Raw genomic sequence first — 23816 nt, 5'->3', positions numbered from 1 at the left:
CAGGTAAAAAACTTAATTTTAGAGCAATGAAAAAAAACATAAGTATCAATATTGGCGGAATTATTTTCCATGTGGAGGAAGATGGTTTTGAGGCATTGAAAAAATATTTGGACACTATTAACCATTATTTTTCCGATTTTGAAGATAGCCAGGAAATCATTAACGACATAGAAAACAGAATTGCCGAAATTTTCCTTAGCAAGCTAAAGGACGATAAACAAGTGATCAGCTATGAGGATATTCAATCTTTGATGGCCACCCTGGGAAGTATTGAGGATTTTAAGAAAGCAGAAGAGCAGACAGAGGAAAAAGAAGCCTCTTATGAAAATAAATCTGCTTACGAGGAAAGCGGTGAACCCAGAAAATTATATCGCGATGTGCAAAGGAAGATTCTGGGAGGTGTAGCTGCCGGAATAGCCCACTATTTTAATGTGGATGCTCTTTGGATAAGGCTAGCGATGCTTTTATTATTCATTGGCACCTCATTTGCCAATGGCTTCTCATTATTTGTGGCACTTGTATATATCGTTTGTTGGATATTCCTTCCATCCAATCCATTTTTGAAAGAAGACGAGAAAGTTAAAAAATTCTACAGAAGTGAAGATAACAAAGTAATTGCCGGTGTAGCAAAAGGGCTTTCCGCTTATTTTGGAGTAGATGTGGCCGTTATTCGGATAATATTTGTTTTATTGCTCATTCCGGGCGGTGCAGGATTTTTCATATATTTGGTACTATGGCTTATTACTCCCTATGCCAGAACAGTCACTCAGAAAATGCAAATGGAAGGAACGCCCATTACACTTTCCAACATAGAACAAAATATTAAATCGGGTCTTAATGTGAAAGAGGGAGAGGAAACTCCCATTGTAAAAGTACTTTTATTCCCTTTCCGCTTAATTGCTATTATTTTAAATGGAATGGCCAAAGCTTTGGGACCGGTGCTTAATTTTGTAGTTGAGGCTATCCGAGTAGTAATGGGCATTGTGTTATTGGTTTTTGGTCTGGTAGCAAGTGTATCTGTAGTAATAGCTACCTTAATATCACAGGGAATTGTAGCCAATAGCGATTACTTTCACTTTGGTGATATCCCTTATCAACTAATCTCAAATACTATTCCATCAGAATTAATCATTGCCATTGTTATTTTATTGCTCATTCCGGCTATTTTTATTTCCATTGCAGGTATCAGTGTATTGGCAAAAAGGTGGGTATTAAATAAAACTGTAGGTTTTTCTTTGCTGGGAGTTTGGGTATTGGGCATTATTATGAGTGCCATTTTAATACCGGCAACTGCTTTGAAATTCAGTAAAGAGGCTACAGTTACTGAAGTAGAAACTTTTAAAATAGAGGATAAAATAGCTGTATTAAAAGTAAATGAAGCAGGATATGAAGATCGTCCTTACACAAGAATTACCTTAAAGGGCTATGAAGGGAATGAGTTCAAACTAGAGAAAAATTTTGAAGCAAAAGGAAGCACCAGGATGGAAGCTGAGGAGAATGCGAAAATGGTCACTCATCATGTAGAACTGCGCGAGGATTCTGTTTTATGGATCGATTTAAACTTCAGGTTCAATGAAGATGCCATCTTTAGGGCACAGTCGTTAAGAATGACTTTATACATTCCCTATAACCAACCTTTTCAAATGGATAGAAAAATGCGCTATCTTCTAAGAAACACTATCTATATCAATGGATATAATGTAAAACAAATTCCTTACAACACCTGGATGTTTAATGAAGAAGGTTTGCAATGCTTAAGCTGTGAACAAACCAGTGCAAGGGTTATATCAGGGGAAAGTGATTCCTTTTACGAGGCTCCATTTTATATAAATGACAATATCGCCCCTGTTATTTATAATTTTGATGATTTTGACAGGATCTCCGGTGCCACCGGCTTATTTTTAGAGATTCACCAGGGAGATGAGTATCAGGTTGCAGTGTTTTCTGATGAAGACGATCTGGATGATTTGCAAATCACCAATAGGAATGGAAAATTAAGATTGAGCTATAGTTCAAGTGGATGGAAATGGAGAAATACTGTTCCTGACATTAAATGTGTCATTACATTACCGGAATTGGAAAAACTGGAATTGTCGTCAGGGGCTGTAGCCCATGTTGTAGACTTTAATGCTCAGGATTTCCATGCTGAATTAAGTTCAGCTGCAAAGGTTTATGCAAAAGGCATTTTCAAAAATGTAGAAATAGATTTATCCAGTGCTTCCAAAGCAATTTTGGGTGGTAAGACTGATTACTTAAATGCAGATTTAAGTAGTGCCGCAAAGGTTGAAGCCTTCGATTTGATAGCCAACAAAGGAAGAGTAGATGTTTCCAGTGCTGCCAAAGCAGAAGTTACCGTAAAGGAAAACCTTAATGCTCAAGCTTCAAGCGCAGGAATAATCAACTATGAAGGAAATCCACAGGTAAGTAGTAATAGTAGTAGCGGTGGACAAATCAAGAGAGAAAATTAAAATCAATTAGATATTTTTTCCAATTCATCTTCATCTCTATAAATTCTTCTTTGACAAAATAAATAACCACGGCTGATAGCTGTGGTTATTTATTTTATGCTCATGATTGATTGTGCCCCCTATCTATTTGAAATAAAAAAGTAATAATAGTACTATTCAAACCTCCGAGGGTTTCCTGTCCGGCTAATAGTTAGCCCATCTATAAAACAAATCAATAAACAAGCCGTGAAAAATTATGTGGTTGATTTAATTTTCGCATCTTTAACATCAAATAAAAAGTATACTTTATGGATGTAAGAATTAAGTTTTTAGGTGGGGCACAATCTGTTACAGGTTCAAAATTTTTGCTCGAAATTGATGAGTTCAGACTTTTAATTGATTGTGGTCTTTTTCAGGGTTTAAAGAAATTACGGCTAAGGAACTGGGAAGATTTACCTATTCCAGCTGAGAGCATTGATGCAATAGTATTAACTCATGCCCACCTGGATCATTCAGGATATGTCCCCCGCATTGTAAAACAAGGTTTTAAAGGGAAAATTCACTGCACTGAAGCTACTGCCGACTTATTGGAAATACTTTGGATCGACTCAGCAAAATTACAGGAGGAAGAAGCAGAATTTATCAAAAAGAAAGGATATAGCAAGCATGAGAATCCTTTAGCCCTTTATAATCAGAAAGATGTACAAATTTCACTCCCCCTTTTGAAAACACATCCATTTGAAACACTTATTACGCTTACTGAAAATATTCAACTCAAATTTTATCCTGCCGGTCACATATTAGGAGCCTCCATTGTAGAACTCAAAGTGAAAGGAGATACACAAGAAAAAAACCTATTGATTTCAGGAGATATTGGAAGGGAGAATGATCCGGTTTTATTTCCTCCCACTGTCGTAAAATCAGCTGATATTGTTTTAATGGAGTCTACTTATGGCGATAGAATAAATAATAATGAAGATATCAAAGAAACGTTAAAAGACCATATCCTCAAAAATATTGATTCGGGGGTTATAATGATTCCCGCTTTTACCGTAGGTCGTACACAAAACCTATTGCTTTATTTACATGATTTAATGAGAACAGGGGATATACCCGAGACTCCGGTTTATATTGATAGCCCAATGGCCATTAGCGTTACCTCACTATATGAGAAATATGATGCACTCCACCGCTTAGAAGACAAAGCCGTTTTCAATGACCGTAATTTCCATTATGTTAAGGATCAAATGCAGTCCAATTCGCTGAAAGCACTAAAAAATAAAGCGATAATTATTTCTGCCAGTGGCATGCTTACCGGTGGACGTATCCTTAACCATCTTTTCCAAAGACTATCCAATAAAAATGACACTTTATTGTTTTCCGGCTACCAGGCTATTGGTACGCGGGGAAGGGATATTCTGGAAGGGAAAGAAAAAATCAGAATCTATGGTGAAGAAATTTCCGTTCATTGTCAGTATGATGAAATTGAAGGACTCTCAGCGCATGCTGATCAAACCGAACTAATTGAATGGTACCAGAAGATTGTTGAAAAACCAAAATATACTTTTATTGTGCATGGAGAAATAAGAGCTGCTGAAGCACTTAAAAGTAAATTGGAAAATGCCGGGGCTAAGAATGTATTCATTCCCGACTATTTAGAGTCATTCGAACTATTTTCAGGGATTTAATTTCATCAATTTCTTTTTAGATCACTTGTAAAAAAAACTCAATTTAATGACCAAAATCATAATATAATAAGATTGAAATCATAGCTTCCAACATAGGTAACATTAGTTACTAACTACCTGAATATTAACCCGTAAAATTGTTTAGAAATATATATTGAAGCTATGAAAATCGAACAAATTTACACAGGATGTTTAGCACACGCTGCATATTATATCGAAAACAATGGAGAAGCTGCAGTTTTTGATCCTTTAAGGGAAGTGCAGCCCTACATTGACAGAGCAGCTAAAGACAAAGCCAAAATTAAGTATGTATTTGAAACACATTTTCATGCAGACTTTGTAAGCGGTCATTTGGATTTGGCTAAAAAAACAGGAGCTAAAATTGTTTACGGTCCAACAGCCAAACCTCAATTTGAAGCTATTGTAGCACAAGATAATGATATTTTTGAAGTAGGGAACTACAAAATAAAAGCACTGCATACTCCCGGCCATACTATGGAAAGCACTACCTATCTTTTGATAGATGAAACTGGAAATGACCACGGAATCATCACGGGGGACACATTATTTATTGGAGATGTAGGCAGGCCGGATTTGGCACAGCACGTTATAGCAGACTTAACCGAAGAAAAACTAGCCGGTCATTTGTACGACTCCTTACACAACAAAATCCTTCCTTTAAATGATCATTTAATTGTGTATCCAAATCATGGAGCCGGAAGTGCTTGTGGTAAAATGATGAGCAAAGAAACTACAGATACTTTAGGTCACCAGAAGAAAACCAATTATGCATTACAGCCAATGGACAAAGAAAAATTCATCAAAGAATTATTAACCGGACTTACCTCTCCTCCCGGCTACTTTCCGAAAAATGTTTTAATGAACATTCAAGGATATGAAAGCATTGATTCTGTAATGAAAAAAGCAAAGCAACCCTTAAGCCCTGAAGCTTTTGAAGCTGCTGCCAATGAAACAGGGGCGTTAGTTTTAGACACCAGAAATGCAGAAGTTTTTGCAAAAGGATTTATTCCAAACAGTATAAATATCGGATTAGATGGAAATTTTGCCATGTGGGTAGGCGAAATGATTCCCGATATTAAACAAAAAATTCTCTTAGTGGCTGAAAAAGGAGATGAAGAAGAAGCTATAATAAGGCTTTCAAGAGTGGGGTATGACAATACTATAGGTTTTTTAGAAGGTGGATTTAAAAACTGGCAGCTAGCTGGCAAAGAAACTGATTCAGTTAAAAGAATAAACGCAGAAGAATTAGCCAATAAAATGGAAGAAAAGCCACTGATTTTTGATGTGAGAAAGAAAAGTGAGTTTGATTCTGAGCATGTTATCGGGGCCCGAAATATACCTTTAAATCAAATCAACTCCCATTTGGCAGAGTTACCAAAAGAAAAACAATTTATTCTACATTGTGCGGCAGGTTATAGGAGTATGTTGGCCGCTTCCATACTGAAAGCAAGAGGATGGGAAAATTTTGTAGATGTGAGAGGTGGTTTCAAGGAAATTAAAGAAACTAATATTCCAGTATCTGAATATGTATGCCCAACTACTTTACTTTAATTTTATTTGAACTGTAATTCATTTTATGCCACAACATTCTGTTGTGGCATAATTTTCTATTTTCATGCTTTCCCTATTTTTCAAGTGAGATTTAAAAAAGATAAAAGTCTAACCATGTTAATTTTAACCCATCAACCTAATGTCAGATGGAAATCTATAATATTCAATTTATTCAAATCCCCAATACTTCTTTTAGCTTAGGGAATCCGGTTTTACTTACAGGCACCTGCTCTCCTGAATGAAGTTTTACAATGTGACTATCTTTTTTATAAGCTTCAATTTTGGTGATTTCACTTACCTTCACAATATAAGAGCGATGTACCCTCACAAATGTTTGGGGATCCAGGCTATGTTCAAAATATGTCAATGTTTTATTCTTGAGAAATTTCCCTTCTAAAGTATATATGTTCACGTAATCGTCATTGGCTTCCATATATTTAATATCCTGGACGGGAATGATTTTAATATCATTGCGAACCTTCACAACTATACGGCTCAGCATCTCCTGATTGTTTAACTCTTCATTTTGCATAAGAGTCGCCAAATTTTTATCTACTCCATTTAATTGAAATTTCTCAATTGCTTTGGCAAATCTCTCCTTAGCAAAAGGCTTTAACAGATAATCAATGGCATGTACATCAAAAGCTTTCATAGCATATTCATCATAAGCTGTGGTGAAAATTACCGCAGGAATATTATCTATGAGTTCCAGCATTTCGAAGCCATTGATTTTCGGCATTTGCACATCCAGGAATATCAAGTCCGCCTCATGTTCTTGAATAGCCTTTAAGCCTTCAAAGCCATCGTGGCAAACAGCTACTACTTTAAATTGCGGGAAATCTTCCAGATATTCCTTTACAATTTCCGTGGCCAGGGGCTCATCATCTATGATTATAGTCTTGATCATGGTTCTGTGGGATTAGTAGTTGTATGCTATATTGTTTGTCTGTTTGTTGTGTTTTCAGTAAATCATATCTGCCAAAAACCAGGAATAAGCGTCTTTTTACAGCTTCCAAACCAAAGCCAGACCCTTTAGGTTGCCCTGCCCTGGGATCAAATGGATTAGTGATTTTCACTATCAGGCCCTGACTACTCGCTACGATTTGCAAGCTGATAAATACCTCCCCGGTCAGACCATACAAACTGTGTTTTACAGCATTTTCCAACAAAGGCTGGATCAATAATTGGGGCAAATTATAATTTTTTGTGTGATCGTCCAACTCAATCTGTACCTGCAGACGATGACCAAACCGTACCTTTTCTATATCAAGAAACAATTTCAAAAATGACACTTCTTCGGTCACACTTATCCACTTCTTTTCATCCTTCCTGATTGTTGCCCTAAGAAAATCAGAGAGTTGCAAAACCATTTCCCTTGCTTTTTCCGGTTGACTTTTGACCAGGGCGCTAATAGAATTAAGGCTGTTAAAGAGGAAATGAGGCTGCAATTGTTGTCTCAAGTGATACAATTCAGCTTCCCTGGCCATTTGCTGTATCTGAGTCTCCCGTTCCACTGCTTCTGCCTGTTCCTCTAATCTGCCATGGTAATTCAGTAATAAAGAGCAAGCCATAAAAAGTAATAACAATACAAATCCCCTGGCCAAAAATATATGCTCCAGAAAATCCTGGTATTCAATTTCATGCTTAAAGATGGTCTGTAACAGCTGATCTCCTCCAAACAGCACGAATATTGATAATATAAGCGGAATAATATAAGCCAAAATCACATTGCCCTGTGTGGGCAAATAGTATCGAAATATATTCTCCAATAAAATAAAACCTCCTATTAATAAGCCACTATGAACCAGGCTATCTAAAAATGCAATGTGCCAGATTAAGCCATAATATATCAACAAGAAACTTGTAAGGAGAACCCAAAGCACTATTATTATCAGCGCTTTGAGCCATCTAAAGGGCTTGTTGTGAAATAGCTTAGTAATCATACTATAAATAAAAGCATGGGAAAAACCGATTAATGAACATCCTGAAAATATTTCTCTAATTTAAGTAGAATAATATTACTCGATATTTCACAACTATACTAATTACTTCTTTTAATAGGATTTAATTTCCAATCCACCAAAAGTTACCGATCCTATAATTCTCAATACTTTATTGGAAGCTTCACCTGTTGGAGGGAATGCCCTTTTATCTTCTACACCGGCAAATATATTGCTCACGTCAGCTTTTATTTCCCAATGAGGAGGAATAATCAGTTTCATACCTCCAAAAATAACTTCAACATTTAATATGGCTCCATCTTCTAATTCAGCTTTTGATAAATCTATGTCAGCACCACCAAAAATAGCTGATATTTTACCTCCTTTGAAATTTTGAGAAAGCATTCTGCGTTGAACACCTGCAAATAAGGCTTCTGCATTGATAAAATCATTATCGTCATCAAATTTATTTTTACCTGAGCCAAGGGACCAGCTTTCACTGCTCCAGGTATCTTTGCCACTTCCTATCCCTCTTACAAGTATAAAATATATACCTAAAGCTATTAAGCCTCCGGGTATCAGGTAAGGTTCAAATTCCATTGGGAGAAGATTCTCTTTTTTGATCAGCAGAAAAGAGCCAAATAGTATCATAAACATACCAAATCCATTATTAAAGCGATGCCTTACCAAACTGAACACCCCAATTATAATAAGTATTACGGGCCATGACAGCAACCAGCTCGCATCGAAAATATCCAGCCTTTTCAATATCATGAAAACACCTATGGCCAAAAGGATCAATCCTGCCGTTACATTTCCATTGCTCAAATTTTGTTTGTTCTTTTTCATCCTAGTGTATTTATGTTTACAATACAAACATAATCTTAAGCTCACCTAAACTAATACCCTCATAGGTTAAGAATTATAAAAACTCGGTAAATAGCAGGAGTAAATCGGTGAAAAGCAGAAGCTGTTTAGTGCCAATCATTTAAAATCTCACTTTTTTAAAAAAAGACGAACAATATGATTTTTACTAAAACCGTGGGTATTACAGGAGTATCCGTTACATTTCTAAGCTACAGAGATTAAAAATCTCTAACATACAATATCTTTTCCTCATTACTTTTTAAAATCCTTCAACAGCATCAAAGTATGGTTCAAAGCTTTATTACTGTTCCAATCCTGATGACCGGGAATTACATAATCCGGAGAGAATTTCCTTTTTATATTTTTGATAGTGGCAGGCCACTCCTGTATGTTGGCTTCTCCTATGTATCCTAAGTCCTCTGCCTCAACACTCTTTACCAGACATCCACCATAAAGCACCCTATCCTTCTCAAACCATATGATGATGTTATCAGCAGTATGACCCTCTCCTGGATAGTAAGTTTGAATTTCATATTGACCAACAGTAAAAATAGTATCATGCAAGATCAGGAATTCTGCTCGCTCCTCTCCTCTTTCTCTGATGATTTTATCCGTTTGTTCAGTAGTAAATGTTTTAATTCCTTGCTTTTGATAATACGCCAGGCCCGCTGTTCGATCATCATGCGAATGTGTTGCGATATACATAACTACATTTTTATTATGTCTGGTTTTTATACTATCCAGCAAGGGTTGAAACTGGCTGGTATCCCAGGGGCTATCAATGATCACCGCTCCCTCATTTGTTATTAAATAAAGACCATTCGAAGGAAATGGGGTTCCTTTATAATCCTTAAAAGTGGTATAAACATAGAAATCACCTGTTAAATGAGTGATTTCCAGTTTAGTACTTTCTGTTTGAGAAAAAGCATTATTGTAGAAGAAAAGTATTATCAATGAAAATATAATCTTATCCATACTTAATTGAAAATTTTATTAATAAGCAAGTAGCTCTTAGCTTGTACAACCGTATAAATTTAGCACTTCCAATTTTATAATCAATCTTTTCCCATGAACAACTTAAACCTCCTGATTACATCACTTTATTCTGCTATTTCTACCACTACAATTTCATTTCCATATAAGTCGAGGCAATGAAAAAACTTAAATTCCGGGGTATTGACAGGTGCAACTTTAATTTCCACCTTATTCTTCTTTAGCTTTTCAAAAAGCTCATTCAAGGAGGTAGTATATATTACCATAGTGGGTTGCCCATTTGTCTGTCGGCCAATCTGACCTTTTTGTTCTTTGCTATCGGCTTTAATAAACCAAATACCAAAGTTATCTGAAGTGTCTCCACCCAAATGCAAAAACCGTTGCCCAACATCAGTTGTAACATCAAAGATTTTTTTGAATCCAAAATTTTCTTCGTAAAACTTTGATGCTTTTTCATAGTCCTCAACAAGTAGGACAATTCTTCCTAAATAATTTTTCATTTTTTTCTATTTTTAATTTCACTGTCTTGATTGATAGTTAGTTTTTGCCATTTTCTGTAGGTACTGAAAAGCTTTATTATCCTTAGGATGCACCCAATTATATCCTATAGCTTGCCATTGTTCTTCGTATTGATTGAGTCCAATACAGGTAATATATTCATTCCCGCAAACCACATAATCTCTCCAGAATGTAAGAAGGTATCCTCCATTCTTTTTGAAATATTCTTCAGCATCAGAATAGTTTTTGAACCATGCATAAACAATGCCCACACAAGAAGGATTATAAAGACAATCATTTTTAATAACAGTCTCTTTTAAGTCTATCCAGGAATGGAAGCCATTTTCATGAGCAATAACTGCATAGGCATGTTTTAATTTAACAAAACCGGAATTTTCAATAAGCCACTCCTCTGATTTGAGGGAAAAAGATGGTATTTGAAGAAATCTCTTGACAGACTCAGAAGTAGAATCGGGCTTGTTCCTTAAATTTTTAAGAAGAAAAGAGGCTTGAATTTTTAAATCGCTTAAGCGAATGGCTCTTAAATTGTTCATATAATTCCTTTTTTGTCAATTTCCCACTTTTGACCGAAATTAAGTAAACAATAAAAACTGTATTATTTGAGAGGGTGAGTTTATCTTTTGTGGGAATAGGCGGCCCTTGCAACCTAAAAATAAAGGTAAGTATTTTTAGCAATTATATAAATGCTAAACCAACTATTTTGTTGAAAGTTTTTATATTATGTTTCATCGGCTCCCAACAATTTGAAAACCTATTACACAAACAATCCTCTACAATAAAAACCGTAATTTATCTTTCAAGAAGATACCAACAAACACCTGATAAATAATTAAATTATTTGAAAACAAGAGATATAGTTGGATATTAGCATCTTATAAGCATATAAACACCCCATTTCCACTTTTTAAAAAAAATCCTGCTACCTCACGCAACCGATCTGAAGTATATTGCATCTACCTAATGTAACCAGTTAAAATGAAAGTGTTCATCCGAAAATCCATAAGCGAAGAAAGTCTGATTGCGGGATGCATCAAGCAGAATGGCAGTGACCAAAAGGCACTGTTTGATAAGTATTCAGGAAGAATGCTAACGGTTTGCAACCGCTATATCAAGGACAGACTGGAGGCAGAAGGGGTAATGGTGACAGCATTTGTGAAAATATTTGAACGGATTGCGCAATTCAGTGGAGAGGGCAATTTTGAGGGATGGATGCGTAGAATAATGGTGAATGAATCGTTGATGTACTTAAGGAAACATAAAAATATGTCCTTGACAATTGATATAGAGGAAGCACACCATTTACCCAATTTTGAAGTACTGGATGATCATCTGCAAGCGGCAGACCTGTTACAAATGATTAGTGAATTACCGGTGGGCTACAGAACTGTTTTTAACCTGTACGCCATAGAAGGCTTTTCCCATAAGGAAATAGCAGAGCAATTGAACATACATGAAAACACTTCCAAATCGCAATTAAGCAGAGCCAGGGCATACCTGCAAAAGCGTTTAACCGAAATGGAGCAACAAATAGAAATGAGTCATGGAATCAAATAGAATCGATGAAATATTCAAGGATAAACTGGAAAGGCACAGCCTAAAGGTATCCGACCAGGCATGGTCGCAGCTTCGATCTCAGATGAAGTCAGAAAAGAAACATCAACCAAAATTCTGGATGGTCGCTGCAAGCGCAAGTATATTAATATTATTTTCGCTCGGCTTGGGGTATAATTTAATGAACAAGCCCACCACTATATCCGGGAAGAAGGTTGAGTTGAGAAATAGTCAAAACTTTACGGCTCAAACACATATACCTTCTCAACCGCAGGTGATCGGGAAAGCGCATTCGGAAGCTTTAGAAGCAAATCGAGTAGAAAATAATCAAAAAAGCAACTCTGCTCCATCTGTTAAAAGATTTCAAAAAGAAGAAAAGGTAGAGGAAGTATTCCGACCTCAACCTTTGGAAAAAATTTCCGGAATGGAGGCCCGATTGGCTATACAAACGGATGAAATAAAAATTGTCAGATTTCCTGGCAATGAAAGAGAAAGTGACATACAGATTGAAATCTACTATGAACAACAATTAGTTGGATCAAGGATAGATGAAACCAGGAATTCACTCAATAAAAGTGCAAACAAACTAAAGTCACTGGCCAGTGAAATAAGTTTAGCAGATTTAAGGTCTGCCAAAAATGAGCTTTTTGCTTCCGCCTTCCAGGCAAACAAAAGGACTTTAAATAATTAATCAATATTAAAAAAAAGACAATGAAACGTATAAACCACATAGCTTTAGTAATGGCATTGACTCTCCTTAGCATGCCGGGAATGGCTTTCAACGAAACATCTGATACTTTGAAAATAGTAAAGAAAGATGGTGAAACAGCAATAATAATCTTAGAAGATAAGATTTACAGTGTAAGGATATTCAAGCACACAAGCAGAGAAGAATTGGAAAAATTCAAAGAAGAAGCTGCCGAACATGGAATTGATATCACTTATGAAAACCTACAAATTGTCAATGGCACTATTGAGGCTCTTAAAATGAAAGTAGATTGTAATGATGGCTTTTCAGGAGTAGTTACGGTTACAGATATTCCGGAATCAGGGATTGGTTTTATCAGGGATTATTCAGAAGATGCCAATGTACCCTTTCAAATTGGGAAGGTTTTCCAAAACCAACCAAAATCATTGTCGGAGGAAATAGAAGAAGATATTGAGGCTGATATTGAAGAAGAGTCGAAATCATGGGAGCAAAAAGTAGAGGACGGATTTGACACTGCCTTTAATAGAGAATCTAAAATCCATAGTGATTCCAAATCCAAAAAAAGGTTTCGTCATGATCATGAATTTGAGTTTCTAATTGGGTTGAATAATTACCTCAATGAGGATAATCAATTCCCAGACAACAATAATGAGGTCTATAGCCTGGATCCAAGTACTTCATGGACTTATGGTATCAATTCCGTACACAGGCTTTCCTTAAGCAGCTATTTCAAGTTGAACTTTCAATTTGGCCTGCAATGGTACAATTTTGCTATGGCTGATAGTCGTTATCAAATTATTAAAGGCCCTGAAGAATTGGAATTTATGGATACTGCAGTGGAGCGTCCGGATATAAGCCCTAGCAGAAGCAAACTTAACATCACTTATTTAAATATCAACCTTGTTCCAATGTTCCATACAGGAAAAAGCAGCTCATCATTCAGGTTTGGTGCAGGACCGTATGGTGGCTATAGAATTGGCAGCAAATCCAAATTTAAATATGATGACGATGGAAAAGATGTTACCAAGAATAATTTCTATCTCAACAACTGGAGATATGGAATCAAAGCACAAGTTGGCTGGAAAGGCATTGATCTATTCGCCACTTATGATCTGAATCCATTATTTATCGACAACAGAGGGCCAGAATTAAATGCCTTTTCTTTCGGAATTATATTCTAAGCCAGTAGAAATTTGAATAGGAAATTAAGTAAACACCTACAAAATAGCCACAGAGATTAATCTGTGGCTATTTTTTTTTAGAAAATAATAATTGGATAAACAAATGACAGTACAATATTCCTTTGAAATATTTTATCAACTTATCATGCTTTATAATTGATTTGCTTATACTCCTCTTTACTCAACCGCAAATCCCTCCTTACGGTTTGTAGCTCCGGTCTAAAAAAAGAAGCATATAACAATAAGGCAGTAAACAACCCCATCATGGCATTATGATAAGTGCAGGCAAAAGTGAACACTATTATTACCTGATAGATACTCAAACTTACATATTTGATAAGAGTCGTCCTTTTGTAAATTTTCATCTTGTTTTCCAAATCCTTCTCTTTGGAAGCTGCCATATTCCTGTTTTTGGCAAAGAAATGCAAGTAGAGCACTACTATCAAAGCGAAAAAGGAAACAAAGCCTACAAAGTAAATCTCCATTTGAAGACTCAATTGCGTTAAGGTGTTATTTCCGTTTTCTGATCGTAAGAATACAATGGCAAACAAAAACAGAGGAGCCGCCAACAATCCATAGTAATTCATCTGCAAAGACTGAAAAAAAGACTCCCAGTATTTTAAATCACGCTTTTCTTCCATTATTGACATTTACTAGCCTCATGAATATGAAGCTATTTTTAATACCTATTAAGCTTAATTGCACAGAAAACAATAACGACATAATTTTACCGAGCCGAATCCAACAGCTTAACTGCACTAAGGCCCAAATGGTTAACTAATATTTTCTTGTATTCAGTCGAATTTTTGTATCCATCATTGGCTGCAAAGAATTCTTCCATGATAGGTTGCCAATCACTGGAAAGAGGCATAATAAAAGCAAAATCCTCCGAACCATCATCTCCTACCTGATGCCTTTTCAATGGTTTTCTTTCCTTTACAGCATTTAAATAAAAAGCTAAATCCAGGTATGAAAATGATTTGGGATCTGATAAAATCTTATCCAACACAGCAGGGCTGGAATTAATATAGGAGATTTTAAGCTCAGGGTAAAATTTGGATTTAATCTGATTCACCCTTTTTTCATTAAGCGTTCCTTTGGCTGTATAGCCTGTAAATCCTTTAAAAACAGTACTGATTTCCTCCATTGAGCTCAATGTAGGTACGCTACTGTGTGTTACCAGGATAGCAAAATTGGTGATAAATGCCGGGCTAAACTTAATTTGGCTTTTCCTGGCTTCTGTAACGGTCACATTACCTAATCCAAAAACACCCTTAGAACCATTTTTAACACCATCAAACATCGCACTAAAACTACTGCCATTGCCTACATACCGTGCATTCATCTGAATGCCATGATTTTTGGCTACATAGGCCATAAAATCATTCATAATATCCACACAAACACCTGTCAGCTTTCCGGATGCATCTTTATAGGCAAAGCCCGGGGTTTCTACATAAGTAAAAGTAACCACCGCTTTTTTGCTGGCTTTTGCCTCGGAAAAATTATCTCCTGATAAACTTTGGGCAGTAATCTCTGATGCAAATAGCATCAGTAAAATAATCGGGATAAAAAGTATACGTACCATAGAATTATATTGAATTATAAATATTCTTATATTAAAACCTCAATGTAAATAAAGCTATTTCTCACTTGGATTCAAATTTTCTTTTGCCAAAGCATAGTTTGGAGCAAGTTTAAGAGCTTTATTAAAATATTGTTTTGCAGCCTCCTCATTGCCCTGCGCACGTGCAATCATTCCCTGCACATTGTATACTACTGCCTTAAAAGGTGCTTCTATCTCTTCCTCAGCTTCATTTTTTACGTATACATTATTTCTCTCCACAGCCGGTTTGCCTAACAACAACTCTGAATTAATCATCGCATCATCATATTTCTTTAAATCATACTGCTTCTGAATAATTTCAAACAGCACAAAGGCGTCATCTGATAAGCTGTACAATCTTTCGTACATCTTCAATGATTGATCAAGAGCTCCTAGTTCTTCCAGGCTTTTTGCTCCAATTTGTAACATCAATCTGTTATTGGAATTTCTATTTAATGCATCCCTGCTTACAAGAGCTGCTGAAGCATATTGCTGAAATTCAAAATACATATAAGCCAATGAATCCAAATAAGCGGAATTATTTGGTTCTAATACCATTAAATCATATATGGCATCCTTGGCTATTGCAAAATCATTGTATTGAATGGATTTGCTATATTTCATTTTGGCCCTATTTATGGCCTCTTCATTTCCGGATTGGCTGAAGCCGAAAGAACAAACGGCCATCATTAAAATGGCGATTAGAATAGATTTACTTGATTTTATCATGATGTTACTTTAAGATTTAGTTTTTTTCCTGTTTCCAGCATGTATTGGTAAGCTTCTTCGCGATTATTACTGATCTTACCATCCAATATTGCTTCCTTAATTTCATTCTTAATTATTCCAATTTCTTTACAAGGGGAAAGATTGAAAGCTTCCATAATATCTTCCCCTGATATGGGTGGCTGAAAGTTCCTTACCTGGTCTTTCTCTTCCACCTCTTTCATTTTTTGCTCCACCACATCAAAATTTGCCAGGAATTTCTGAACCTTGGTAGGATTTTTTGAAGTTACATCAGCCCGACATAAATTCAAAAGATCTTCAATGTCATCCCCAGCCTCAAATAGCAATCTTCGTACCGCATTATCAGTGATATTATCCCTGACCAACGGAATAGGCCTCAAATGAAGTAAAACAAGCTTTTGCACATACTTCATTTTTTCATTTAATGGTAATTTTAATCTTTGAAAAATTCTTGGGACCATTCGGGCTCCTTTATCTTCATGGCCGTGAAATGTCCATCCCTGCTTGGGCTGGAAACGTTTGGTAGCTGGTTTTGCTATGTCATGCAATAATGCTGCCCATCTCAGCCATAGCCCACCACCAAGTGCTGCAGTATTATCAAGCACTTGTAAGGTGTGATAAAAGTTATCCTTGTGCTTATGTCCATTTTTTTCTTCCACTCCCTGAAGGTTAGTCAATTCAGGGAAAAATTTATCCAGAAGTTGCGCATGATACAAAAGTTTAAACCCGTAGGATGGTGTATCGGATAAAATTATTTTATTTAGTTCATCAGTTATTCGCTCCTGAGAAATAATTTTAAGCCTATCTGAATTTTTTACAATGCTATCAAATGTGTTAGGCTCTATGTCAAAGCCTAACTGAGCAGCAAAGCGAACCGCCCTCATCATCCGAAGAGGATCATCTGAGAAAGTAACATCAGGGGCCAATGGAGTTCGAACAATTTTTCTCTTTAAATCCTTTACTCCATTGAATGGATCCACCAGATCCCCATAATTCTTAACATTTAAACTGATGGCCAGCGCATTGATAGTGAAATCTCTTCTGTTCTGATCATCCTCAAGACTGCCATCTTCTACTATGGGCTTTCTGCTATCCCGTTGATAAGATTCCCTCCTCGCCCCCACAAATTCAAGGTCAAATTCCCCATAATGGATACATGCTGTACCGAAATTTTTAAAAATTTGAACACCTTTAGTAGTCCCTAAGGCAGAGGCTACTTTTTTAGCCAAAGCAATGCCGCTACCCACACATACAAAATCAATATCTTTGGAGGGCCTTTCAAGAATTAAGTCACGCACGAAACCACCCACTATATAAGCTTCAATCCCCAGTTCGCTGGCACAGTTCTTTACCACTGAGAATATCTTATCTTTATCTATTACTTCCTTAAAATTCATTTATAATTTCTTAGGTGCCAGACTATATAAAATAGAAAGAGTGTGGAAATCCCATACCTATTCCAGTTCTTTTCCTGACTTGGCTCTCTGCATTAAAATTCAAAGTTAGTATATTCTTCGGATTTGCAGGAATGGTATTCTGACGAATTTTAAGGATTGCATCCTTTCCAATAAAAAAGCCGATTCAATGAATCGGCTTTTACTATTTTGTATGAAAAAAAATTTAGTTCCTCCTATTAATTTCATCTCGGATTTTGGCTGCCATTTCATAGTCTTCAGCTTTAATGGTCTTATCCAGTAAATCATTTAACTTATCCATTGACAAATCCTTCAGTTCATCATTTTGTTTTGATTTACCGGAGGAGGATGGTTCTTCTTTACTAATAGGTCTTTTTAACTCTGAAATATCTCCTTCGGGTGCCTCATCAGTAAGGATGATGCCCGCTTCAGACATTATCTTTTCATAAGTGAAAATGGGTGCATCAAAACGTATACCAATAGCAATGGCATCAGAAGGCCTCGAATCAATTTCAATTACTCCCTGGCCATTATCGCATACTATTTTAGCAAAAAAGACCCCCTCCTTTAAATCGGAAATAACTATTTCCTTCACTGCATATCCAAAGCTTTTTGCAAAGGACTTAAAGAGATCATGCGTCATAGGCCTGTTAGGGACGATTTTTTCTATTTCTATGGCAATAGCCTGCGCTTCAAACATCCCTATAATAATAGGAAGTCTCCTATTGCCATCAGACTCGCCCAAAACTAATGCAAAAGATCCCGATTGAGACTGACTGGATGATAAGCCTAGTATTTCTAATTTAATTTTCTCCACTTTGCTTACACTATTAATTTTGTGCAGCTTTCAGTGCTGCAGTTAATTTAGGAACTACTTCAAATGCATCTCCTACTATTCCATAATCTGCGGCCGAAAAAAATGGGGCTTCCGCATCTTTGTTAATTACGAGAATATTTTTGGAAGAGTTTACTCCTGCCAAATGTTGAATGGCCCCGGAAATTCCTACTGCTACATATAATTGAGGTGACACTTTTACACCTGTTTGTCCTACGTGCTCATGGTGAGGTCTCCAGCCCATATCAGAAACCGGTTTGGAACAACCTGTGGCAGCACCTAATGTTTTGGCCAATTCTTCAATCATTCCCCAGTTTTCAGGGCCTTTCATACCTCTTCCTCCGGAAACTACAATTTCTGCTTCAGGTAATAAGACCTCTCCTGTAGCTTTATCCTGCGATGTAATTTTAACATTGAAATCTGCATCAGAAAGGTTGGCAGCAAATTTCTCAACAGATGCATCGGCACCATCTTCTTTCAATTCAACTGCATTTTTCTTGATACCTAAAATTTTCTTCTCGGTGGTAATGTTAACATTGGCAAATGCCTTACCTGTATAAATACTCCTCTTCACCTGGAAACCGGAAGATGTATCAGGTAAATCCACTATGTTGGAGACAAAGCCGGCATCTAACTTGGCTGAAACTCTTGCAGCAACAGGATCACCCAAGGATGATTTGGCCAACACTAAAATATTAGCACCTATTTTTTCCATCGCCTGGCTAATCACGTTAGCATAAGCCTGAATAATGCCTTTTTCCAATTTCTCATCCGTAACATGTAAAACTTTGGAAGCTCCTGCCTTTCCTGCACTTTTTAACGCATCTTCAGCAATTGAACCAATGGCAATGGCTGTAACATCTCCTTCCATGGCTGCCGCATATGAAACTGCCTCTAAAGAGGACTTTTTGACGGCACCTTCAGCGTGCTCTATAAAAACTAATATTGACATCTCTTTTTATTTAATTTTTTGAAATAATTCCTATTCAACCTGATTAATTATATAACCTTGGCCTCATTTTTTAATAATTTCACCAATTCTTCCACATTATCGGCATCAATCATTTTTACGGCTCCTTTTGCAGGTGGTAATTCATATTGCTCCAACTGGCCTGCAACATCGGCACTTACAGGCTCGATTACTTCTAATTTTTTAGACCTTGCAGACATGATACCTCTCATGTTAGGAATTTTCCATTCTGCAATAGGCTCCTGGCATCCTGCTATAAACGGCAGGGAAAGCTCCAAATATTCCTTTCCACCTTCAATCTCACGAGCCATTGTAGCTTTATCGCCTTCAATATCTAATTTCATTACAGGAGAAATTGCAGGAATCCCCAATAATTCTCCAACCATGCCATGTACCATTCCACCATTAAAATCGATAGACTCACGTCCCATCATGATGAGGTCATAATTGGCCTCCTTGGCATGGACTGCTATTTGTTTTGCAACGAACAAGGAATCGGTTGGTTCAGCATTGATGCGAATGGCATCATCGGCACCAATGGCCAAAGCTTTTCTAATAGTAGGTTCTGTTTCTGAAGTCCCAATGTTCAATACTGTTAAAGTACCACCACTTGATTCTTTTAGTTCTACTGCTCTTGCCAGGGCATAATCGTCATACGGCCCAATGATAAACTGTACTCCATTGGCATCAAATTTTTTATTGTTGTCCGTAAAAGCAATCTTTGCAGTTGTGTCCGGCACGTGTGTTATGCAAACTAATATTTTCATATATTACTCTATGTTTTAAAAGTTTATTGTAAGGTTTGACATGAATATCTGGCAATGATGTTAGATTAATAACTCATATCGATGCCCGAAGTTAAGTAATATTAAAAAAAATAAAAATTGAATTGCGGAATGAATAAAGAACGGATTGCTCAATTGGAACAATTTAGAAAAGAATCGCCAAATGATCCTTTCTTATTATATGCTTTAGCCACAGAATACAAGGAAGAAAAGCCTGAAAAAGCAAAATTGTTTTTTGATGAATTGCTTGAGAAATATGAGGATTATATTGGCTCTTACTATCATGCCGCCTCTCTGTATGCTGAACATTTTGACAGAGAGAAAGCAGATAAAATTTATCAGAAAGGAATTGAAATGGCACAACAGTTAAATGAGCATCATGCTTTAAAGGAATTAAAAAATGCTTATACTAATTTTCAGTTTGAGGAATGATAAAGTATGCCTCTCATTTCCAGTAAAAAATAACTTTACGAAAAAATTATGCGCATAATAGGAGAAATACCGAATAACCATTGTAAAATCACACTTTTTCAGTGGAATGAAAAATACCTTGTGAAATTTGAATTGGGACTTTACGAACAAACTTATAAAGTAGATGAATATGAAGTGGAAGGTACCAACGCACTGAAAGAATTGATTTCAGATGTTTTTTTACAAAAAGTCATGAAGCGTTTTGATGAAATGCATGCTGATTGGGGAGAAATTGTGGAGTTTTAATGATACTGTTTAAAAGAACGACAGCCGGTATTTCCATGCTGCCGTTATATCTTTATGCATTTTTCTACCCAATCAAAATTTAAAATAATAGGACACTATTTTTAGTAAATTTCTATTTTCTCAATAAAAGTGAAGCTACTATAAATCACTCACCCTTTAAAGCAATATAAATATCTACCTCAGCATTGTTGGAATCCTGTGCTCTTTCTCCGTACACCTCAAAATCTGCTGTATATGCTCTGTTTAAATCAGAATTCCATATTTCAGTCCAGGTTTCAAATACTGCCCCTTTTGTGAGGTCACCTTTGGAAATATATTTTGTATACAAGCCTCCGTCAAATGCTTACACTATTAACCCGTCAGGAATAGTTTTTAATGAACTCACTTTACAACCTAATATACAATCATAAGGCATGGTATGATCTCCCTCATAATTTGTATAAATCGAATAAACTGTCTGGTCAATTTTATTTGGGATCTTTCCCACTATATTCTCAGTCATGAATTTATCCCAAAGCTCTCCAATGTCCTTACCTGATTGTCCGTTCTGGTTAGTGGTTCTTACTGAGATACCAATAATTTTGAAAGCATCAATTTTCTCTGTCTGCATTTTTCTATGTTTTATATGTAAGGCAAAAGTAAATGCTCCTTATGTCAAAGGTATGTCAGGGGTAACTCTACTTTTTTCAAGACATAGTTTGAAGTACTCTTGAAGGGAAATTTTATGGGGTTCGAACTGATGATTTGTGATTTGGATATTTTGAAAGCAATCCAAGCGGAATGCCCTAAATTCATTTCTCAATCTACAGAAAGCAATTAAAATCCAATTATCCTGAGTGGAATAAAGGGCAAATGGCTCAATGCTTCTCTGACTTCTTTGGTTTTCCAGTGACAAATAATCTACTTCAAGAATGCTATAGTTGGTTATAGCCGATTGAAGTTTGCTTAAATAGTTACTTGTTCTTTCATTTTCAATGTTATTCCGGATTTGGATTCGCTCTTCCAATAGTTCTGTTTTCTCCTTTTGAGAATGTTTTAAAACTGATTTAAGCTTCGTAATTGCACTTTTATACTGCTCTACCAGAGACTGATCCTTATTTTTATTAATGATATGTTCAGCTGTTATTAAGGCATTTGCTTCTTCCTCAGTGAACATAACAGGTGGCAGCTTATAGCCTTCCAGAATAGAATAACCTTTTCCCTCTTCGGTAACGATAGGAATCCCTGAGTTTTCCAAAGTCCGGATATCCCTATAAACAGTTCTGATACTCACACTATACTTTTCTGCCATTTCCCTGGCAGTTACAATTCTCCTGGATTGCAAATGTGTAAGTATCGCTGTTAAGCGGGCAAGTCTGGGTTTATCCTTTTCCATCTTTATCTAATATTTCCTCAATTACCAGAATGCAACATTTTTTATTTAGAATTTCAAAATACTAAAAAATCTCATTAAAAACGATGGGGACCTTTTACAATTATTTCTTGCCTTTAGTCACCTTGAACAATAATTTCATGTTTGTCAGCAACAGTTTCAGTAAAGAGGAAATAAAACACAATAATACCTGAAAAGCTGTAATCCTAAACGGTAAAGTCCACCTGATAAATAATGTGCTGCGAAAATAATCATAGTCCTCGGATTGTAAAATCTTAATTTTAGTTATTAATTGCGGGTATGGTTTTAAACTATATTTGGATTGCTTTCTTCCTCATCGCTTTTGTGTTTGCTTTGGTCAAGTGGATATTCATGGGAGATATGGAAATATTTCCTGCATTGACCCAAGCCACTTTTGATATGGCAAAAACCGGTTTTGAAATATCCCTGGGCCTCACAGGAGTAATGACCTTGTGGTTGGGCATTATGAAAATTGGAGAAAAAGGTGGTATGGTAGCTGTGCTGTCCCGTATTACTTCACCTTTGTTTTCAAAATTATTTCCTGAAGTACCTAAGAACCACCCTGCCATGGGAGCCATGTTAATGAACATTTCTGCCAATATGTTGGGGCTGGACAATGCTGCTACCCCACTGGGAATAAAAGCTATGCATAGCCTGCAGGAACTAAATCCACAAAAAGATACAGCCAGTAATGCCCAGATTATGTTTTTGGTTTTAAATACTTCCGGCTTAACAATTATTCCTATTAGCATCATGGTTTATCGGGCACAGTTGGGCGCAGCTGATCCCTCAGATATTTTTATACCCATTCTACTCACTACTTTCTTCTCTACATTGGCCGGACTTTTAGCAGTTGGATTTATTCAAAGAATCAATTTCTTTAATAAACAGATTTTATTGTCACTGGGATTGGTGAGTTTAATGATTGCAGGTGTCATTTGGTATTTTACAAGTTTGAGCCAATCGGAAGTGGGGCCCATATCCTCAGCCATAGCCAATTTTATCATTTTTGCCATTATTGTTTCATTCATTATAATGGCCTATCGAAAGAAAGTAAATGTATATGAATCTTTTATTGAAGGAGCGAAAGAAGGCTTTAAATATGCTGTTACCATAATACCTTATTTGGTAGCCATCCTGATTGCTATTGGGGTGTTCAGGGCTTCCGGTGCAATGGAACTGGTAAAAGCAGGTCTCGAAAGCTTTTTCGGTTTTCTGGGTGTCAATACGGATTTCGTGCCCTCTATACCAACAGCCTTAATGAAGCCCCTGAGTGGCAGTGGGGCCAGGGGAATGATGGTGGACGCAATGGAAACCTACGGAGCAGATTCTTTTGTGGGTCGATTAGTAAGTGTAATGCAAGGCTCTACTGAAACTACCTTTTATGTATTGGCAGTTTATTTTGGGGCAGTTAATATTAAGCATACCCGTTATGCTGTTACCTGTGGGCTAATTGCTGATGCAGTAGGAATTATTGCCTCCATATTAATTAGTTATATGTTCTTTTATTAATACATGGAGAGCATGTCGCTCCTCTGAGCCGGGATGTGTGTTTGAAATCAAATAACTAGGTCAGACCATAGGTCAGCACCGGGCTTTGCTTCCACTGGTTATTTCGAACATTTTATTCCGTGTTAACGGATTGATGTAAAGTAATCTGTTGGCTTTCGTTTTCGGGTTTTGTTTGGGGTCCAATCGGACGGTTTGGAATCGTCCTGGCCAAGAATAGCCAATTCCCTCTCTGTTTGCCCTCGTTTTGTGTCCCCAAAAACGAGCGGGATACATACCTATTATTCCAAAGCATTTGTGGAAAACAGGCGCAAAAAATTTCGATTCTAAGTAGAAATTTAGGTGTTTCGTGAGACACGAAACACGGCTGAG

At 36.5% G+C, this 23816-nt stretch carries 23 protein-coding genes and 1 pseudogene; 9 read left to right on the top strand and 15 right to left on the bottom strand.

Annotated features, from left to right (window positions below; translation table 11 throughout):
* Positions 1-26 precede the first annotated feature (26 nt).
* From JKA74_RS07355 to JKA74_RS07345, 3 genes are all read left to right on the top strand, one after another.
* Positions 27-2468, top strand: coding sequence for a PspC domain-containing protein (locus JKA74_RS07355; RefSeq protein ID WP_201430514.1), 2442 nt, complete (start codon positions 27-29; stop codon positions 2466-2468).
* Between the two features lie 287 nt (positions 2469-2755).
* The gene (locus JKA74_RS07350; RefSeq protein ID WP_201430513.1) at positions 2756-4135 is read left to right on the top strand and encodes an MBL fold metallo-hydrolase RNA specificity domain-containing protein; all 1380 of its coding nucleotides are present in this window, start codon (positions 2756-2758) and stop codon (positions 4133-4135) included.
* A gap of 162 nt (positions 4136-4297) precedes the next feature.
* Positions 4298-5707, top strand: coding sequence for an MBL fold metallo-hydrolase (locus JKA74_RS07345; protein WP_201430512.1), 1410 nt, complete (start codon positions 4298-4300; stop codon positions 5705-5707).
* Positions 5708-5879: 172 nt separating this feature from the next.
* On the opposite strand, the gene JKA74_RS07340 is transcribed toward JKA74_RS07345, so the two are convergent.
* The 6 genes from JKA74_RS07340 to JKA74_RS07315 all read right to left on the bottom strand — a co-directional run bounded on the left by JKA74_RS07340 (position 5880) and on the right by JKA74_RS07315 (position 10559).
* Positions 5880-6614 carry a LytR/AlgR family response regulator transcription factor gene (locus tag JKA74_RS07340; protein WP_201430511.1) on the bottom strand — a complete coding sequence of 245 codons (735 nt, stop codon included), beginning with the start codon at positions 6612-6614 and terminating at the stop codon, positions 5880-5882.
* A complete protein-coding gene (locus JKA74_RS07335; protein WP_201430510.1) occupies positions 6589-7650 on the bottom strand; it encodes a sensor histidine kinase in 1062 nt (353 codons plus the stop codon). The genes JKA74_RS07340 and JKA74_RS07335 overlap by 26 nt, the downstream gene beginning before the upstream one ends.
* A gap of 111 nt (positions 7651-7761) precedes the next feature.
* On the bottom strand, positions 7762-8496 hold the full coding sequence (locus tag JKA74_RS07330; RefSeq protein ID WP_201430509.1) for a LiaF transmembrane domain-containing protein: 735 nt from the start codon (positions 8494-8496) through the stop codon (positions 7762-7764).
* Between the two features lie 270 nt (positions 8497-8766).
* Positions 8767-9489, bottom strand: coding sequence for a BlaB/IND/MUS family subclass B1 metallo-beta-lactamase (bla, locus tag JKA74_RS07325; protein ID WP_201430508.1), 723 nt, complete (start codon positions 9487-9489; stop codon positions 8767-8769).
* A gap of 125 nt (positions 9490-9614) precedes the next feature.
* Complete coding sequence (locus JKA74_RS07320) at positions 9615-10007, bottom strand: VOC family protein (protein ID WP_201430507.1); 393 nt, start codon at positions 10005-10007, stop codon at positions 9615-9617.
* Positions 10008-10025: 18 nt separating this feature from the next.
* Complete coding sequence (locus JKA74_RS07315) at positions 10026-10559, bottom strand: hypothetical protein (protein WP_201430506.1); 534 nt, start codon at positions 10557-10559, stop codon at positions 10026-10028.
* Between the two features lie 442 nt (positions 10560-11001).
* Here JKA74_RS07315 and JKA74_RS07310 point away from each other — a divergent pair, with 442 nt between their 5' ends.
* From JKA74_RS07310 to JKA74_RS07300, 3 genes are read left to right on the top strand one after another with little or no spacing between them, the layout of a single operon-like run.
* Complete coding sequence (locus tag JKA74_RS07310) at positions 11002-11580, top strand: RNA polymerase sigma factor (RefSeq protein WP_201430505.1); 579 nt, start codon at positions 11002-11004, stop codon at positions 11578-11580.
* Complete coding sequence (locus JKA74_RS07305) at positions 11567-12268, top strand: hypothetical protein (protein ID WP_201430504.1); 702 nt, start codon at positions 11567-11569, stop codon at positions 12266-12268. Before JKA74_RS07310 ends, JKA74_RS07305 begins: the two co-directional genes overlap by 14 nt.
* A gap of 20 nt (positions 12269-12288) precedes the next feature.
* Positions 12289-13467: an outer membrane beta-barrel protein gene (locus JKA74_RS07300; protein WP_201430503.1), complete on the top strand. Its 1179-nt coding sequence runs from the start codon at positions 12289-12291 to the stop codon at positions 13465-13467.
* A 143-nt stretch (positions 13468-13610) separates the two neighbouring features.
* Here JKA74_RS07300 and JKA74_RS07295 read toward each other — a convergent pair whose 3' ends face one another.
* The 7 genes from JKA74_RS07295 to JKA74_RS07265 form a co-directional block, all read right to left on the bottom strand.
* Complete coding sequence (locus tag JKA74_RS07295; RefSeq protein WP_201430502.1) at positions 13611-14108, bottom strand: hypothetical protein; 498 nt, start codon at positions 14106-14108, stop codon at positions 13611-13613.
* A gap of 86 nt (positions 14109-14194) precedes the next feature.
* Positions 14195-15055 (bottom strand): substrate-binding periplasmic protein, encoded by an 861-nt coding sequence (locus JKA74_RS07290; RefSeq protein ID WP_201430501.1) that lies wholly within the window; start codon positions 15053-15055, stop codon positions 14195-14197.
* Between the two features lie 54 nt (positions 15056-15109).
* Entirely contained in the window at positions 15110-15802 is a 693-nt protein-coding gene (locus JKA74_RS07285; protein WP_201430500.1) for a tetratricopeptide repeat protein, read from the bottom strand.
* Positions 15799-17217 carry a CCA tRNA nucleotidyltransferase gene (locus JKA74_RS07280; protein ID WP_201430499.1) on the bottom strand — a complete coding sequence of 473 codons (1419 nt, stop codon included), beginning with the start codon at positions 17215-17217 and terminating at the stop codon, positions 15799-15801. The genes JKA74_RS07285 and JKA74_RS07280 overlap by 4 nt, the downstream gene beginning before the upstream one ends.
* Before the next feature lie 223 nt (positions 17218-17440).
* On the bottom strand, positions 17441-18052 hold the full coding sequence (locus JKA74_RS07275; protein ID WP_201430498.1) for a bifunctional nuclease domain-containing protein: 612 nt from the start codon (positions 18050-18052) through the stop codon (positions 17441-17443).
* Between the two features lie 13 nt (positions 18053-18065).
* Positions 18066-19022, bottom strand: coding sequence for an electron transfer flavoprotein subunit alpha/FixB family protein (locus JKA74_RS07270; RefSeq protein ID WP_201430497.1), 957 nt, complete (start codon positions 19020-19022; stop codon positions 18066-18068).
* 47 nt (positions 19023-19069) lie between these two features.
* The gene (locus JKA74_RS07265) at positions 19070-19807 is read right to left on the bottom strand and encodes an electron transfer flavoprotein subunit beta/FixA family protein (RefSeq protein ID WP_201430496.1); all 738 of its coding nucleotides are present in this window, start codon (positions 19805-19807) and stop codon (positions 19070-19072) included.
* 129 nt (positions 19808-19936) lie between these two features.
* Here JKA74_RS07265 and JKA74_RS07260 point away from each other — a divergent pair, with 129 nt between their 5' ends.
* Both JKA74_RS07260 and JKA74_RS07255 read left to right on the top strand, forming a co-directional pair.
* Positions 19937-20257, top strand: coding sequence for a tetratricopeptide repeat protein (locus JKA74_RS07260; protein ID WP_201430495.1), 321 nt, complete (start codon positions 19937-19939; stop codon positions 20255-20257).
* Positions 20258-20305: 48 nt separating this feature from the next.
* A complete protein-coding gene (locus JKA74_RS07255) occupies positions 20306-20542 on the top strand; it encodes a hypothetical protein (RefSeq protein WP_201430494.1) in 237 nt (78 codons plus the stop codon).
* A 145-nt stretch (positions 20543-20687) separates the two neighbouring features.
* Here the strand turns inward: JKA74_RS07255 and JKA74_RS07250 are convergent.
* Together JKA74_RS07250 and JKA74_RS07245 are read right to left on the bottom strand one after the other, a co-directional pair.
* A pseudogene (locus JKA74_RS07250) lies at positions 20688-21152 on the bottom strand (GyrI-like domain-containing protein).
* A gap of 39 nt (positions 21153-21191) precedes the next feature.
* Positions 21192-21917, bottom strand: a complete 726-nt coding sequence (locus JKA74_RS07245) for a helix-turn-helix transcriptional regulator (RefSeq protein ID WP_201430493.1) — start codon at positions 21915-21917, stop codon at positions 21192-21194.
* A 297-nt stretch (positions 21918-22214) separates the two neighbouring features.
* Here JKA74_RS07245 and JKA74_RS07240 point away from each other — a divergent pair, with 297 nt between their 5' ends.
* Entirely contained in the window at positions 22215-23447 is a 1233-nt protein-coding gene (locus tag JKA74_RS07240) for a nucleoside recognition domain-containing protein (protein WP_201430492.1), read from the top strand.
* Positions 23448-23816 lie beyond the last annotated feature (369 nt).

This window comes from Marivirga aurantiaca, assembly GCF_016679925.1.
Lineage (GTDB): Bacteria > Bacteroidota > Bacteroidia > Cytophagales > Cyclobacteriaceae > Marivirga > Marivirga aurantiaca.
This window is presented reverse-complemented; position numbering and strand designations above follow the sequence as displayed.

Excerpts from the sequence above, each read along its gene's own strand:
- JKA74_RS07265 (WP_201430496.1), bottom strand. The coding sequence starts at position 19,807 with ATGAAAATATTAGTTTGCATAACACACGTGCCGGACACAACTGCAAAG.
- JKA74_RS07270 (WP_201430497.1), bottom strand. The coding sequence starts at position 19,022 with ATGTCAATATTAGTTTTTATAGAGCACGCTGAAGGTGCCGTCAAAAAG.
- JKA74_RS07295 (WP_201430502.1), bottom strand. The coding sequence starts at position 14,108 with ATGGAAGAAAAGCGTGATTTAAAATACTGGGAGTCTTTTTTTCAGTCT.
- JKA74_RS07280 (WP_201430499.1), bottom strand. The coding sequence starts at position 17,217 with ATGAATTTTAAGGAAGTAATAGATAAAGATAAGATATTCTCAGTGGTA.
- JKA74_RS07315 (WP_201430506.1), bottom strand. The coding sequence starts at position 10,559 with ATGAACAATTTAAGAGCCATTCGCTTAAGCGATTTAAAAATTCAAGCC.
- JKA74_RS07345 (WP_201430512.1), top strand. The coding sequence starts at position 4,298 with ATGAAAATCGAACAAATTTACACAGGATGTTTAGCACACGCTGCATAT.
- JKA74_RS07355 (WP_201430514.1), top strand. The coding sequence starts at position 27 with ATGAAAAAAAACATAAGTATCAATATTGGCGGAATTATTTTCCATGTG.
- JKA74_RS07255 (WP_201430494.1), top strand. The coding sequence starts at position 20,306 with ATGCGCATAATAGGAGAAATACCGAATAACCATTGTAAAATCACACTT.
- JKA74_RS07330 (WP_201430509.1), bottom strand. The coding sequence starts at position 8,496 with ATGAAAAAGAACAAACAAAATTTGAGCAATGGAAATGTAACGGCAGGA.
- JKA74_RS07260 (WP_201430495.1), top strand. The coding sequence starts at position 19,937 with ATGAATAAAGAACGGATTGCTCAATTGGAACAATTTAGAAAAGAATCG.
- JKA74_RS07340 (WP_201430511.1), bottom strand. The coding sequence starts at position 6,614 with ATGATCAAGACTATAATCATAGATGATGAGCCCCTGGCCACGGAAATT.
- JKA74_RS07305 (WP_201430504.1), top strand. The coding sequence starts at position 11,567 with ATGGAATCAAATAGAATCGATGAAATATTCAAGGATAAACTGGAAAGG.
- JKA74_RS07310 (WP_201430505.1), top strand. The coding sequence starts at position 11,002 with ATGAAAGTGTTCATCCGAAAATCCATAAGCGAAGAAAGTCTGATTGCG.
- JKA74_RS07300 (WP_201430503.1), top strand. The coding sequence starts at position 12,289 with ATGAAACGTATAAACCACATAGCTTTAGTAATGGCATTGACTCTCCTT.
- JKA74_RS07245 (WP_201430493.1), bottom strand. The coding sequence starts at position 21,917 with ATGGAAAAGGATAAACCCAGACTTGCCCGCTTAACAGCGATACTTACA.
- JKA74_RS07350 (WP_201430513.1), top strand. The coding sequence starts at position 2,756 with ATGGATGTAAGAATTAAGTTTTTAGGTGGGGCACAATCTGTTACAGGT.
- JKA74_RS07290 (WP_201430501.1), bottom strand. The coding sequence starts at position 15,055 with ATGGTACGTATACTTTTTATCCCGATTATTTTACTGATGCTATTTGCA.
- JKA74_RS07320 (WP_201430507.1), bottom strand. The coding sequence starts at position 10,007 with ATGAAAAATTATTTAGGAAGAATTGTCCTACTTGTTGAGGACTATGAA.
- JKA74_RS07240 (WP_201430492.1), top strand. The coding sequence starts at position 22,215 with ATGGTTTTAAACTATATTTGGATTGCTTTCTTCCTCATCGCTTTTGTG.
- JKA74_RS07335 (WP_201430510.1), bottom strand. The coding sequence starts at position 7,650 with ATGATTACTAAGCTATTTCACAACAAGCCCTTTAGATGGCTCAAAGCG.
- JKA74_RS07285 (WP_201430500.1), bottom strand. The coding sequence starts at position 15,802 with ATGATAAAATCAAGTAAATCTATTCTAATCGCCATTTTAATGATGGCC.
- bla (WP_201430508.1), bottom strand. The coding sequence starts at position 9,489 with ATGGATAAGATTATATTTTCATTGATAATACTTTTCTTCTACAATAAT.